Annotated in this window: 13 protein-coding genes; 12 read left to right on the top strand and 1 reads right to left on the bottom strand. The window is 60.0% G+C overall.

The window, feature by feature from the left end; genetic code table 11:
• Positions 1 to 22 precede the first annotated feature (22 nt).
• From TQ29_RS19135 to TQ29_RS19105, 7 genes are all read left to right on the top strand, one after another.
• On the top strand, positions 23 to 1963 hold the full coding sequence (locus TQ29_RS19135) for a TRAP transporter fused permease subunit (RefSeq protein WP_054540704.1): 1941 nt from the start codon (positions 23 to 25) through the stop codon (positions 1961 to 1963).
• A gap of 59 nt (positions 1964 to 2022) precedes the next feature.
• Positions 2023 to 2733: a fumarylacetoacetate hydrolase family protein gene (locus TQ29_RS19130; RefSeq protein ID WP_054540703.1), complete on the top strand. Its 711-nt coding sequence runs from the start codon at positions 2023 to 2025 to the stop codon at positions 2731 to 2733.
• On the top strand, positions 2730 to 3377 hold the full coding sequence (maiA, locus tag TQ29_RS19125; protein ID WP_054540702.1) for a maleylacetoacetate isomerase: 648 nt from the start codon (positions 2730 to 2732) through the stop codon (positions 3375 to 3377). The genes TQ29_RS19130 and maiA overlap by 4 nt, the downstream gene beginning before the upstream one ends.
• A 66-nt stretch (positions 3378 to 3443) precedes the next feature.
• Positions 3444 to 4688, top strand: coding sequence for a CaiB/BaiF CoA-transferase family protein (locus TQ29_RS19120; protein WP_054540701.1), 1245 nt, complete (start codon positions 3444 to 3446; stop codon positions 4686 to 4688).
• Complete coding sequence (locus TQ29_RS19115; RefSeq protein WP_054540700.1) at positions 4685 to 5548, top strand: hydroxymethylglutaryl-CoA lyase; 864 nt, start codon at positions 4685 to 4687, stop codon at positions 5546 to 5548. The genes TQ29_RS19120 and TQ29_RS19115 overlap by 4 nt, the downstream gene beginning before the upstream one ends.
• A 171-nt stretch (positions 5549 to 5719) precedes the next feature.
• Positions 5720 to 6964 carry a cytochrome P450 gene (locus tag TQ29_RS19110; RefSeq protein WP_054540699.1) on the top strand — a complete coding sequence of 415 codons (1245 nt, stop codon included), beginning with the start codon at positions 5720 to 5722 and terminating at the stop codon, positions 6962 to 6964.
• Between the two features lie 89 nt (positions 6965 to 7053).
• The gene (locus TQ29_RS19105; protein WP_038068048.1) at positions 7054 to 7911 is read left to right on the top strand and encodes a fumarylacetoacetate hydrolase family protein; all 858 of its coding nucleotides are present in this window, start codon (positions 7054 to 7056) and stop codon (positions 7909 to 7911) included.
• Positions 7912 to 7969: 58 nt separating this feature from the next.
• On the opposite strand, the gene TQ29_RS19100 is transcribed toward TQ29_RS19105, so the two are convergent.
• A complete protein-coding gene (locus TQ29_RS19100) occupies positions 7970 to 8494 on the bottom strand; it encodes a MarR family winged helix-turn-helix transcriptional regulator (RefSeq protein WP_054540698.1) in 525 nt (174 codons plus the stop codon).
• A 383-nt stretch (positions 8495 to 8877) separates the two neighbouring features.
• Between TQ29_RS19100 and TQ29_RS19095 the strand changes: the two genes are divergently transcribed.
• From TQ29_RS19095 to TQ29_RS19075, 5 genes are all read left to right on the top strand, one after another.
• The gene (locus TQ29_RS19095; protein WP_037209930.1) at positions 8878 to 9201 is read left to right on the top strand and encodes a 2Fe-2S iron-sulfur cluster-binding protein; all 324 of its coding nucleotides are present in this window, start codon (positions 8878 to 8880) and stop codon (positions 9199 to 9201) included.
• 45 nt (positions 9202 to 9246) lie between these two features.
• Positions 9247 to 10311, top strand: a complete 1065-nt coding sequence (gtdA, locus tag TQ29_RS19090) for a gentisate 1,2-dioxygenase (protein WP_054540697.1) — start codon at positions 9247 to 9249, stop codon at positions 10309 to 10311.
• A gap of 83 nt (positions 10312 to 10394) precedes the next feature.
• Positions 10395 to 11390 (top strand): dihydrodipicolinate synthase family protein, encoded by a 996-nt coding sequence (locus TQ29_RS19085; RefSeq protein WP_038068042.1) that lies wholly within the window; start codon positions 10395 to 10397, stop codon positions 11388 to 11390.
• Positions 11387 to 11983 (top strand): 2-hydroxychromene-2-carboxylate isomerase, encoded by a 597-nt coding sequence (locus TQ29_RS19080; RefSeq protein ID WP_054540696.1) that lies wholly within the window; start codon positions 11387 to 11389, stop codon positions 11981 to 11983. Before TQ29_RS19085 ends, TQ29_RS19080 begins: the two co-directional genes overlap by 4 nt.
• 33 nt (positions 11984 to 12016) lie before the next feature.
• Entirely contained in the window at positions 12017 to 12922 is a 906-nt protein-coding gene (locus tag TQ29_RS19075; protein ID WP_054540695.1) for a VOC family protein, read from the top strand.
• The last annotated feature ends 30 nt before the right edge of the window (positions 12923 to 12952 follow it).

The raw sequence follows: 12952 nt of genomic DNA, 5'->3' as shown, positions 1-12952 counted from the left end.
CTCATTGTGGAGGAAACAGGCTTTGACTCAGACAACTGGCAGTCGGCTGCCAACATTTCGTCGGATTGCCGTCCAAACCCAGGCGGTGGCACTTTCGCTGCTGGCCGTCGCTGTGGGGTTCGACGCGCCGAGCCGCCTCGGGCTGAGCGTCTATGTCGAGCAGATATTGGCCGTCGCCCTGGGGCTTGGGCTGGGCCTGGTGTTCCTGATCGACAGAAGCAGCGTCGGCGAGAAGGATCCACGCGGCAGCGACGAGAATGTTCCGGCGGACGGTGGTAGAACCATCGACTGGATTCTTGCCGTCCTGGGGCTTGGTCTTTCGCTGTATGTTGCCATAAACTATGCCGATATCGTCTCGCGGGTGATGTCCGCCCCGGTCGATATCGTGATCATGTCCGGGATGCTTGTCCTGCTGGTGCTTGAGGGGCTGCGGCGGGTGGTGGGCTGGGCGCTCGTCGTGGTGGTGCTTTTCATCGGGGGCTACGGGATGATCGGCCACATGATTCAGGGTGCGATGCAAACGCGGCAGGTCTCACCGGATCGTCTGCTTTCCTATATCGGGTTCGATGCCAATGGCATGCTCGGCCTTACCATGAACGTGTCGGTAACGGTCGTCGCCGCGTTCGTGCTGTTCGGGCAGATCCTCGTGCGGGCGGGGGGGGGCGAGTTCTTCAACGACATCGCGCTTGCCGCGCTGGGGCGCCGCCGCGGCGGAGCGGCCAAGATCTCGATCCTGGCCTCGACGCTTTTCGGCACGATCTCCGGGGTTGTGGTGTCCAACATCGTCGCGACCGGCGTCGTCACCATCCGGCTGATGATCCGCTCGGGATATCGGCCCCGGATGGCTGCCGCAGTCGAGGCCGTCGCCTCGACCGGAGGGCAGATCGCCCCCCCGGTCATGGGCGCAGTCGCTTTCCTTATGGCCGATTTCCTGGGCGTTTCCTATGCGCAGGTCGCGATTGCAGCGATCATCCCGGCCGCGCTCTATTACTTTGCGGTGTACTGTCAGGTTGATCTTGAGGCCGCCAAGGCCAACATCGCCCCCCTGCGTGAGGATGAAATTCCTTCTGCGCTCGACACTCTGCGTCGCGGGGGTATCTTCATCCTGCCGTTTGCAGTGATCGTGGTCGGCATGTTCTGGCTGGGCCAGCGACCGGAAACGGCGGCCCTCTGGGCGGCCGGCGTTGCCCTGATCTGCGGCGTCGCATACGGCTATGGTGGCCGGCGCATCACTCTGCGCATGATCTGGCAATCGCTCGCCGAAGCCGGCATCTCCATGACCGAGATCCTGATGATCGCCGCTGCCGCCGGCTTCATCATCGGTGTTCTCAACATCACCGGGTTGGGCTTTGTCGGCACGTTCGCGCTGGCCGAGATCGGTCGGGGCAGCCTTCCGCTGCTCTTGCTCCTCACGGCCATTGCCAGTGTTGTCCTTGGCATGGGGATGCCGACGGTTGCCGTCTATCTGTTGCTGGCGGTCCTTCTTACACCTCCGCTGGTAGAGGCCGGGATCACACCCATGGCTGCCCATTTCTTCATCTTCTACCTCGGCATGATGTCAATGGTGACCCCGCCTGTCGGCATCGGCGCCTTCTTCGCTGCGGCGCTGGCCGGGGCCCCGCCGATGCAGACAGCATTCGTTGCGATGCGGCTAGGCTGGACAGCCTATATCGTTCCTTTCATTTTCGTGGTTACGCCTGCCCTGCTGATGCAGGGAACCCCGGTTGAAATCCTGCTGACCACGTCTGCTGCGGCAATTGGGGTTTATGCCATATCCGCCGCCATGGTTGGCTGGTTCGGGGGCATGTTGTCAGGCTACGAACGCGCAGTCCTGGGCTTTGGCGGAGTGCTGCTTCTTCTGCCGGAAGCATTGGGTGGCGGATACACCCTCATGCTCCATGGCCTGGGTGTCGCAATCATGGTGGCACTTCGGTTGCTGCGCAGGGCGATAGTGCCGACATGAATGCATCCTACGATGCCACATCGCTGAATTACGACCACGAGGAAAGGACAATAACCTCCATGAATTACAGCTTCCCGCTGCCTCCTGCCGTCAGCCTGCCTATCGCCGGTCGGGACGAGCGTTTCCCTGTGCGTCGGATCTTCTGCGTCGGACGCAACTATGCCGAGCATGCACGAGAGATGGGCAAGGATCCGGATCGCGATCCGCCGTTTTTCTTCACCAAACCCGCCGATGCCGTTGTCGAAGATGGGCAGGTCGTCGCCTATCCGCCCGAAACGCAGAACTTCCACTATGAAGCCGAACTGGTGATCGCCATCGGCAAGGCTGGCACGGATATTCCCGAGGAACAGGCGCGCGACCACATCTTCGGCTACGCCATCGGCAACGACCTGACGCGACGGGACTTGCAGCTTGCTGCCCGTGCGGCAGGACGGCCCTGGGACTGGGGCAAGGCGTTTGATCGCTCGGCGGTGATCGGTTCGATCCACACTGGCGCGCCGGTCGGCAAGCCCGAGCAGGGCCGGATCCAGTTGACGCTAAATGGTGCCGTCAAGCAAAGCGCCGATCTGCAAGACCTGATCTGGTCGGTGCCAGAGATCATCTCGATCCTGTCGCAGTCAATGGAGATCCGGCCCGGCGATCTGGTGATGACAGGCACGCCTGCGGGCGTCGGCGCGATGCAGGTGGGCGATGTATGCGTCGTCTCGATCAGTGGGCTGGGCGAGATTACCACGACCATCGGGCCGCGCGCGAAGGGACACGTCGAATGACCTTCCGCCTTCATAATTTCTTCCGCTCATCGACCTCGACGCGGCTGCGCGCTGCCCTCAACCTCAAGGGCGTCGCCTATGAATATGTGCCCTATGCCCTGCGCAAAGGTGAAACCCGTACGCCCGAATTCCTGGCGCTGAACCCCGCCGGACTTGTGCCGGTTCTGGAAAGCGACGATGGCCAGGTTCTTGTGCAGTCGCTTGCCATCATCGAATGGCTCGACGAAACCCAACCCGGACCGCGGCTCTTGCCTGAGGGGGCAGACGGGCGGGCACGTGTGCGCGCGCTTTCATACATGATCGCCTGCGAGATCCACCCCCTGAACAACCTGCGCGTCCTGACTCGCCTGACCGAGCAATTCGGTGCCGACGAGGCTGCTCAGAAAGCCTGGTTCACGCAATGGGTCGAAACCACCTTTGATCCGCTTGAAATCATGCTGGCGCAGGACAGTCGCACCGGGCGTTTCTGCCATGGTGATACGCCGGGGCTCGCGGATTGCTGCCTCTATGCCCAGGTCTGGAACAACCAACGTTTCGACATTGATACAAGCCGTTGGCCCACCATCGCGCGGATATTCGATGCAGCCGATGCGCTGCCCGCTTTCCGTGAGGCCGCGCCAGCACACCAACCAGATGCGGTATGACGCAACACCAACAGAAGCCGGACACTCCTGAAGCGAGCGAGACGCCGGATATCTCGACGAGGACACATGAACACCAGACCAGAAGCCCCGCCACCCCTTAGCGGCCTCCGCATTGTCGAAATCGGCCACTTCATCGCCGCTCCGTTCGCCACTCGCATTCTCGGCGATCTTGGTGCCGAGATCATCAAGATCGAACCGCCCGATGGGGATCCTGTGCGGGGCTGGGGCGCGCAATCCAACGGCGCGTCACTGTGGTGGAGCGTTCATGGCCGCAACAAGCGTTCGGTTGCGGTTGATCTCAAAAGCCCCGAAGGAGTCGAGGCCGTGGGACGCATCATCGCGCGCTCTGATGCGCTGATCGAGAATCAGCGCCCCGGGGGTCTGGCGCGTCTCGGCTTCGATCGTGAAAGGCTGCAGGAGCTGCGGCCAGGTCTCGTAGTGGCCCATATCTCGGGTTACGGACAGACTGGCCCATTGCGTGACCGCGCCGCTTTTGGCGTCATTGGCGAGGCGATCGGCGGATTGCGTCACCTGACCGACCATCCTCCTGGCACCACCAATCTGCCGCCGCCACGCGTCGGCATCAGCATCGGCGATTCCGTTGCCGGACTTTACGCAGCGATCGGCGTTCTCGCCGGTCTTTTGCGCCGAGACGGTCGGACGGGCAGCGGCGGAGCCGAGGATGGGGACATCAGCACCGTCGATGTAGCGCTTACAGAAGCCGTGCTGTCGCTCACGGAAGGGATCGTCACGGAGTACGGTGCGCTCGGCCTTGTGCGCCAACCCGTCGGCGCGCGCATCGCGTCGGCGGCTCCCACCAGCGCCTATCCTTCGGCAGATGGCCGTTGGGTCATTGTCGCTGCGAATTCAGATCTTCTGTTTCAGCGGCTGACAGCGTTGATCGGGCGCGAAGATCTGGCGGTACGGCCGGAGTTGCAGACCAATGCGGGCCGCCTCAAACACGTCAACGAACTCGACGAGGCCATTTCTGCCTGGTCCAGGCAGTTCGATGCCGGTCGACTGACAGAGCTTCTGGCCAAGGCAGACATCCCTTCGACGCTGATCTACACCGCTGCGGAAATTGCCGATGATCCGCAGTTCCGCGCCCGCGGCATGGTGCGCGAAGTCAGCGACCCGCTACATGGCGACCTGCTTCATCCCGGCATTGTGCCGCATTTCCCCGATTCCCCTGGCACGATCCGCTGCACCGGCCCGGAGGTCGGACAAGATACCGCAGCCGTTCTGGCAGAGATCGCGGGCTACTCGCAGGATGAAATCAAGTTGCTCTACCAGAAGGGAGTAATAGCATGACCGCCGTCCAGATCGTTGAAGTTGGTCCCCGCGATGGCTTTCAGAACATCGGCCCCTTCATCCCGACCGAGACCAAGATCGCCGTGATCCGCGACCTTGCCGCTGCAGGATTGAAACGGATGGAGATCACCTCCTTCGTCAGTCCGCGCGCCATCCCTCAACTCGCCGACGCCGGCGAGGTTCTGGCCGAGGTTCTGGCCCAGGGTCATGTCGTGCCGCAGGTCCTGGTTCCCAATGCCCGCTATGGCCTGAAGGCAATCACGGCGGGAGCGGAGTTTCTGTCCTATGTCATCTCGGTCTCGGAAAGCCACAGCCGTTCGAACGTGCGCGCCACGCCGGATGAGGCCCTCGCCGATTACGCCCGGCTTGTCGCTGAGGCGCCCGATGGGCTGCGGCTGCGGTTCAACCTCGCCACCGCATTCCATTGCCCGTTCGAGGGGGTGACACCTGCCAACGCCGTGCTCGATCTTCTGGAACGCGCGCTGGAAATCTGCCCCGATGCCGAGATCTGCCTATGCGACACGACTGGCCGCGGCGAACCGGCGCAGGTCGCGGAATTGTTCAGGGCGGCGATGGCGCGCTTTCCCTCCGTTTCCGCTTGGGCGATGCATGCGCATGATACCTACGGCCATGGCACGGCGAATGTGCGCGCGGCTTATGATCAGGGTGTACGCGTCTTCGATTCCGCGATTGGTGGGCTTGGCGGCTGCCCTTATGCTCCCGGTGCCAGCGGCAACGTCGCCACCGAGGATGTCGTGAGCCTGTTCCGGGATTGCGGCGTTGAAACCGGCGTGGACCTTGCAGCCCTTGCCCCGATCGCCGCATTCGTCCAGGCCCTTCCGGGCGCGACTTGCGGCTAAAGGCAGATCGCCGCAGAGGAGCGTGCCGCGCATGTGGGGGGAGCGCGAAAGGCTGAAGCTTCATCTTCTGACATGGACAAAAGCAAGGGCGTGTCCAAGTTGAAAATTGACAGCATGCTTACGAATGCCTATGTTACAAGTGGTTCATTGATGTGGAATACAGGGGGAAAAATGACCGAAGCCGCGAGAATTGATCAAACAGACTCTGAGAAAGCGCAAGCTTTCAATCTATTGGCTCCGCCGGATGACTATTTCGACGATCCGAGCAAGTATTTTCGCCTGTTGCGCGATGGTGATCCTGTTCACCGGCAAGCAGATGGCACAGTTCTTCTGACGCGCTATGACGATGTGCGTCAGGTTTGGCGCGACCTGTCAGGTCTCGTTTACAAGGGCGAGTACTTTGAGAAGAAATTTGGCAAGGGCCCCCTGCTGGAGCATCACACATCGACGATGCTCTTCCGTGACAACCCCGATCACGACCGGTTGCGCGATATCGTCAACCCCTTCTTCTCTCAGACATCCATCAAGTCTCTGACGGACTTTACCCAAGACGTGATTGACCGTGAAATCAAGAAGGTCAAGCAAATGGGCGAGTTCGACTTCGTGCGCGATTTCGCTTTCCGCATCCCGGTTGCACTCATTTGCAGGGTCATCGGCATTCCGGTTGAAGATGCTGACTATATCCAGGGCGTGGGGCGCAAGGTGCTTTTCCCGCTCAACCCGCAGGTGTCGGCCGAAGCGATCAAGCAAGGCCATGAAGCGGTAACGGAATTCATGGGCTATCTCCTGCCATTTCTCGACGAGATCAAGGCGCGCCGCACGATCGACCCGAGCGAGAGCATCCTCTGCGCAATGGCTGCGGCGCAGCGAAATGGCGTTGAGGTCAGTGACGCCGAAATTCTTCACATGTGCATCGTGACGCTCAATGGCGGCCATGAGACCACGACAAACCTCATCTCTCAGTCGATGCATTTCCTGATGGATGACCCCGAGAGCAAGCGTCAGCTGGTCGAGGGTGAGGTTGCTCTGCCCACGGCACTCGAAGAGTTGATCCGCTTCATCACGCCGCTCCAGCTTCAGGGGCGGCGAACGACGAACGATGTGGAACTTGCCAGTGGTAATGGCACGATCCCGGCGGGCACCGAGGTGGTTCTTGCCCAGGCTTCGGCGAACAGGGACGAGCGTGTGTTCGAAGACCCCGACAGGCTGAATTTTGCGCGCCGTCCGAACAATCATGTCGCGTTCGGTGCGGGGATCCATGTCTGCCTCGGTCGGCCGCTTGCCAGGATGGAGGCCCCGATCGCCCTTGCGTCCGTGCTGAAGGAGCTGCCGACCTTGGTGCGCAACGGCGAAGCTCGCTTTCAGCACAACACACGGTTCAGAGGTCTGGAAGAACTCCCCGTGCGTTTGGCTTGATCCGCGACGACCGCTGAGAACTAGTCACCCCGGCCCGGCGACCCGACCCCAGGATCGCCGGGCCGGGTGCCCGTTGATAAGGAGAAGAAATGAAGATTTGTCGCTTCCACAAGGACCGTATCGGTCTTGTTCAGGACGATGAGGTTGTCGATGTCACCTCGGCCCTCGACCTTTTGCCGCAACTGCGCTACCCGTTGCCGCGGCATGACCCGTTGATCGCACATCTCGATCAGCTCAAGGAGGCATTCCTTGTGGCTGCCAGGACCGGAGAGCGCAGACCAGTCCGTGAACTGGCCTTCGATTCACCGGTTGCAAACCCCGGCAAGCTTGTCGCGGCGCCTGTGAACTACGTCAAGCACCTGGAAGAGGCGCGCGCGCAGAAGGATCTGCACCAGGGCAATGCAGCCCAAGTGCGGGTGATCCACGAGACCGGCCTGTTTCTGAAGGCTACCAGCAGTCTTATCGGCCCCTCCGAGCCGGTGACACTGCGCTTCCCTGATCGGCGCAGCGATCACGAAATCGAACTTGCGGTCATCATCGGCAAACGCGCCGACAGGGTGTCAGCGGAGCGCGCGCTGGAGTACGTCGCAGGATATGCGATCGGGCTTGACATGACGGTGCGCGGCGCCGAGGAACGCAGCATGCGCAAGTCCATAGACAGCTATTCGGTGCTGGGACCGTGGCTTGTAACAGCCGATGAAATCACCGATCCGTCCCAGCTCGACTTCGAACTGAAGGTTGACGGCGTCACCAGGCAGAAGGCCAATACGCGTGATCTTGTGCTGAGCGTGCCGGAACTGATCGAGATGGCCAGCCGATTCTATACACTGGAAGTGGGCGACGTCATCTTCACCGGGACTCCCGAGGGCGTCGGGCAGATTGAGCCGGGCAACAAGATCCATGCCTGGATCGACCGGATCGGCTCGATGGAAATCGACGTCACCTGACGCCAAGAAAAGCTGGCCATCTGCTTGTGGGTGGCCAGCTGCAATCGCTATGACTGTCTCAATCCATGTCGGCGTCACGTGCGGTCGGAATTGACGGTCGTGTGTTCTTGCGTGATGCATGAACAAACACTGCCATGGAAGTCAGGAACTGACGCTGCACCTCTGGATCAATTCCATCCAGGAGCAGCGACTTCAGCTTCATGACCTGAATAAACGCCTTGCCGTACAATTCCTCGCCGGCAGGGGTGATGTCGAGCAGTTTCTCTCTGCCATCCGTATCACTCTTCTTGATCGAAAGCAGCCCGCGCTTCTCAAGCGCGCCTGCAGTTCGTCCACAGCTCGCCTTGTCTATTGCGGCGCGCCGGGCAACTTCAGTCACGGACAGACTCGGGAAATTTCGCACTGTTGCGATAATGATCCAGCTCACAGGCGACAACGGCAGGCCAGCCATAGCCTCGTCGAAGGCACACAAGAAGACTTGGTAGCTACGCCGAATCAGATGCGCGGGATGGTCCTGAATGACCCGAAAATCGGAGTCGCCACCCAAGGTTTCGGGCTGTCTCCGTTCGGTATCATCTTTCATTCGCCGACCATCTTCTTTTTCATTGTTGATTGCTTATAGCATAACACCCTTCGATACCACCGACAACCTCGGGCAGCAGATGGACGTCTTTTACCCTTGGAGCGCGTTACCGGAAAACCCGGGCTCGGGTTTGGTCATGTCTGAGTCAGGGCCTTGGCCATCAATCGCTTGACTACCAGCAGCAAGATATGCATATAAGGTAGTATGCATGCTTAGTTTATGCCATTGATCCGCCTGAATGACCATGGTCAGGCGGGATTAGGCACGAAAAAGGCAGCCAAACGGAGGAATAAGTTCGTCGTTATTGTTCCAAAATGGGTGGGCAAGCCTGCCTTGAGTGGAGCAGTTTCGATTCGAACGACGTGCTGGGAGGAAGAATATCTATGTCGATCCAAGTGGTGTTCATTGATTCGATGGGAGAGCGACGTGAGGTATCGTCGCGCGAGGGGCAGTCTCTGATGGAGGCTGCGACGATGGCTGGCGTGCCGGGAATTGATGCGGATTGTGGCGGCGCTTGCGCATGCGCGACCTGTCAGGTCTATGTTGACCCCAAGTGGCTTTCTCTGCTTCCGCCGACCAGCGAAGGTGAAGCCAGTATGTTGGAGTTTGCGGCCAACAGGCAGGACAGCAGCCGGCTTGCTTGCCAGATTCGCCTGACAGCAGATCTCGATGGTCTCACCGTCACCACCCCAGAGTTCCAGTTCTGATATATGTGACGCTTTCTATCTGATCGCGCCAAACGGAGGATAAATATGTCGCTGACCGAAAAGCCTGTGGAAACAGCAGAACGAAAGATGTTCTATGACAAGATCGATAGCGGGTCCTATACCCCACTTTGGACTGTTTTGTCGAACATCATCACTCCTGAGCCCAAAAGCGGTTGCTTGCCGCACCTTTGGCATTTCGACGAAGCGAAGGCCTACCTGCTGGAAGCGGGCAGTCTGATCACGGCGAAGGAAGCCGAGCGGCGCGTCCTTGTGCTTGAAAATCCAGGCCTGCGCGGTCAGTCCCGGATTACGACGTCGCTTTACGCTGGCCTTCAGATCGTCCTGCCGGGCGAAGTTGCCCCCGCGCACCGCCACAGCCAGTCAGCTTTGCGCTTCGTGATGGAGGGCAACGGCGCGCATACGTCAGTCGATGGCGAGCGCACAGTGATGAACTTTGGCGATTTCGTAATCACTCCGCCGGGAGCCTGGCACGACCACGGCAATGACAGCGACGCGCCGATGATCTGGCTCGACGGTCTGGATATTCCAATCGTGTCGGTGTTCGACGCCTCTTTCGCAGAAGAGCATCACGCGGATCAGCAGCCAATCACCCGCCAGCCCGAAGACAGCAGCTGGCGCTACGGTGCCAACATGCTTCCGGTCGACTACGAAGCGACCAGAGTAGCGTCGCCGATCTTCAATTACCCTTACGAACGCTCGCGCGAAGGCCTCGAGCATCTTTTGAAGCAGGGTGAGGTCGACCCCTTCCACGGTATCAAGATGCGCTATGTCAACCCGGTCGACGGCGGCTGGGCGATGCCGACGATTTCGCCCTGCCTTCAACTCCTTCCGAAAGGCTTCAAGTCGCGGCCGTATCGGTCGACAGACGCAACGGTCTTTGTCGTCACTGAAGGCACCGGTCGCAGTGTGATCAATGGAAAGACTTACGAATGGGGTCCGAAGGATCTGTTCGTCGTTCCGAGCTGGCATACCGTCACGCATGAGGCGGACGGCGATGCAGTGCTGTTCTCTTACTCCGATCGCGTCTGCCAGGAGAAGCTCGGGCTTTGGCGGGAAGACCGTGGAAACGCGGTTCCGCTCGGCGCATAGTGACACTGTCCGGCATGGTGCGCCCTGGCTGCGCACCATGCCAATCCACGCAAAACAACTCACATAAATCGGGGCTTCAAGCCATGAAACATGAACTGCTCACGGTCGATGACGTGACAGGTTGCTGGGCGATCATGCCCACGCCGTCCAAGCCCAACGCGTCGGATCCGCGCGCTGAAGACACGGTCGATCTGGACGAAACGGCCCGTGTCGTCGAGGCTCTGATCGCCTCTGGTGTGAACGGGATTCTTTCTCTCGGCACCCTGGGAGAGGGAGCCACGACAACATGGCAAGAGAAGCAAGCCTTCATGCGCACGCTGGTCGAAGCCGGTCGCGGTCGCATTCCCATCTTCGGCGGGGCGACCGCCCTTAACACCCGCGACTCCATCAGCATGACCCGTGCCGCGCGCGAGATCGGGCTTAACGGGGTGATGATGGGGCCGCCGATGTGGGTTCAGCCTGATGTGCCGACAGCAGTTCAGTTCTTTCGTGATGTGGCCGAGGCGTGCCCGGACATGGCTATCTGTGCATATGCCAACCCCGAGGCATTCAAGTTCGAGTTCCCGCGTGCTTTCTGGGCGCAGATCTCCGAAATTCCGCAGATCGTATCTGCCAAGTACATAAACACGGCAGCGCTCTATACGGACCTGAACCTGACCAAGCGCCGCATTCGACTGATGCCGCTTGATGTGGACTATTACGCCGCCGCCCGGCTCGACCCCGAACACTGCACGGCGTTCTGGACCAGTGGCGCGGTTTGCGGGCCAGCACCTGTGATCCAGCTTCGCGACCTTGTGGCCAAGGCGGTAGAGACTGGCGATTGGACCCAAGCCAAAAAACTGACCGACAGGATTGGTTTGACCTATCGGACCCTCTTCCCCAACGGCTCGTTCAAGGAATTCTCGGTCTATAACATCGGCATCGAGAAGGCCCGTATGGATGCGGCAGGTTGGATGGTCGCTGGACCTTGCCGTCCGCCCTACCACCTGGTTCCCGCAACGGCTCTGGAAGGCGCGCGCGAGTCCGGGCGTCAATGGGCAAAACTCGCTGCGGAGCTTGAGGCGGAGAGCGGCAAGTGACCGGTCGGCATCTTGACTTCTACTTCGATTTCATGAGCCCCTTCGCTTATCTGGCCTTTCACAAGGTGCCGGGGATCTGCAAGCAATACGGTCTGGAGTTTCGGCCCCATGTCGTGAACCTGCCGCAACTCAAACTCATGGCGGGGAATACCGCACCACCAAATGTCAGCCTGCCGTTGAAGATTCGCTATTTGAGCAAGGATCTCAACCGTTGGGCTGAGGAATATGGTTTGCCTTTGACCTTTCCGAAGTCACTCGCGTCCGAGAAGCTCAACAAGGCTTTTCTTTATGCAATGGCGAAAGGCGAGGGAGAAGCCTTCATCCGGACTGCGTGGGACCGGGTCTGGGGAGAGGGTGCAGACTTGGCTGACCCGGCGTTGCTGGATGAATTGGCGAAGCAGTTCGGCTGGAATCCCGATGTTCTGTCGGCTTGGGTTTCATCGAAGGATGCTACAGACCAATACGAGGCGAGCACGCAGGCCGCGCATGAGGCAGGTGTGTTTGGTACGCCCACGATGATTGTGGGTGATCAGATGTGGTGGGGGAATGACCGCATCACATTTATGGAAAGAACGCTCCAGCAGGAGCTTTGACATCAACGCCAACCATCCATAGGGAGGAATAGTATGGCTCTTCAAAAACTGTCGCACGCGCACTTGCGGGTTAAGAACCTCGAGGAATCGGTGCGGTTTCACACCACTGTACTGGGGCTTGAGGAAATTGCTCGGCAAGACGGTACTGTTTACCTGACCTGTGGGACCGACGGAACTTTCGATGTGGCCGTGACCGAGGGTGGTACCGGCGTCATCAGCTTTGCGATCGCTGCGGATGATGAGGATGACCTCAATCGCTACAGCAAGCGGGTTTCCGATGCCGGCGTCCAGGTCCGGGAGATGACGGACTGCGATCCGGGTGTCGAGAAGATCATCGAATTCGACCTGCCGCCCCAAAACCAGAAGATGCAGATTGCATTGCTGCGGTCTGAAGCGCGCAAACACTACTATAACCCGGCTGCTCGCAAGGCCAACCACCTGAGCGGTCTGGCGCCGCTTGACCTCGACCATATCACGCTGCGCGTCGGTCCGGATGCGACCCAGACGATCGAATTCCTGCGCAAGCATGTCGATTTCTATGCCTCTGACATTGTCGAGTTCCCCGGAGGCGCAGGGCGTCTTGCGGCCTGGATGCATGTCGGCGACTATCACCATGACGTCGCAATGTTTGCGGGCGCGCCGCATGAGACGCTCGACCATCTCGCATGGACGATCCCGAACATGGAATACATGAAGCTCATGCTCGATCAGGTCGCACGCGGTGGGGTCATGACGGAAGCAGGCCCGGGTCGGCACGGTGTAGGCTCGAATCTCTACTCCTATTTCTTCACGCCGGATGGCAACAGGTATGAGCTTTCGGGGGAAATGCCGCGTTGTGTGGACCACAAGGCAGGCCCGTTCATCTGGAGCGCGGACAAGCCGGGCATCTTCAGCTCGTGGGGGGCTCCGTTCCCCGAGAGCTTCAAGGTGGGTTCCTAACTCAGGACAGTGCCGCGCTGCGGCGCTGAC

It is taken from the genome of Actibacterium sp. EMB200-NS6 (assembly GCF_001305615.1).
GTDB lineage: Bacteria > Pseudomonadota > Alphaproteobacteria > Rhodobacterales > Rhodobacteraceae > Actibacterium_A > Actibacterium_A naphthalenivorans.
Note: the sequence above shows the minus strand (reverse complement) of the source record. Positions and strands in the feature narration are given on the sequence as shown.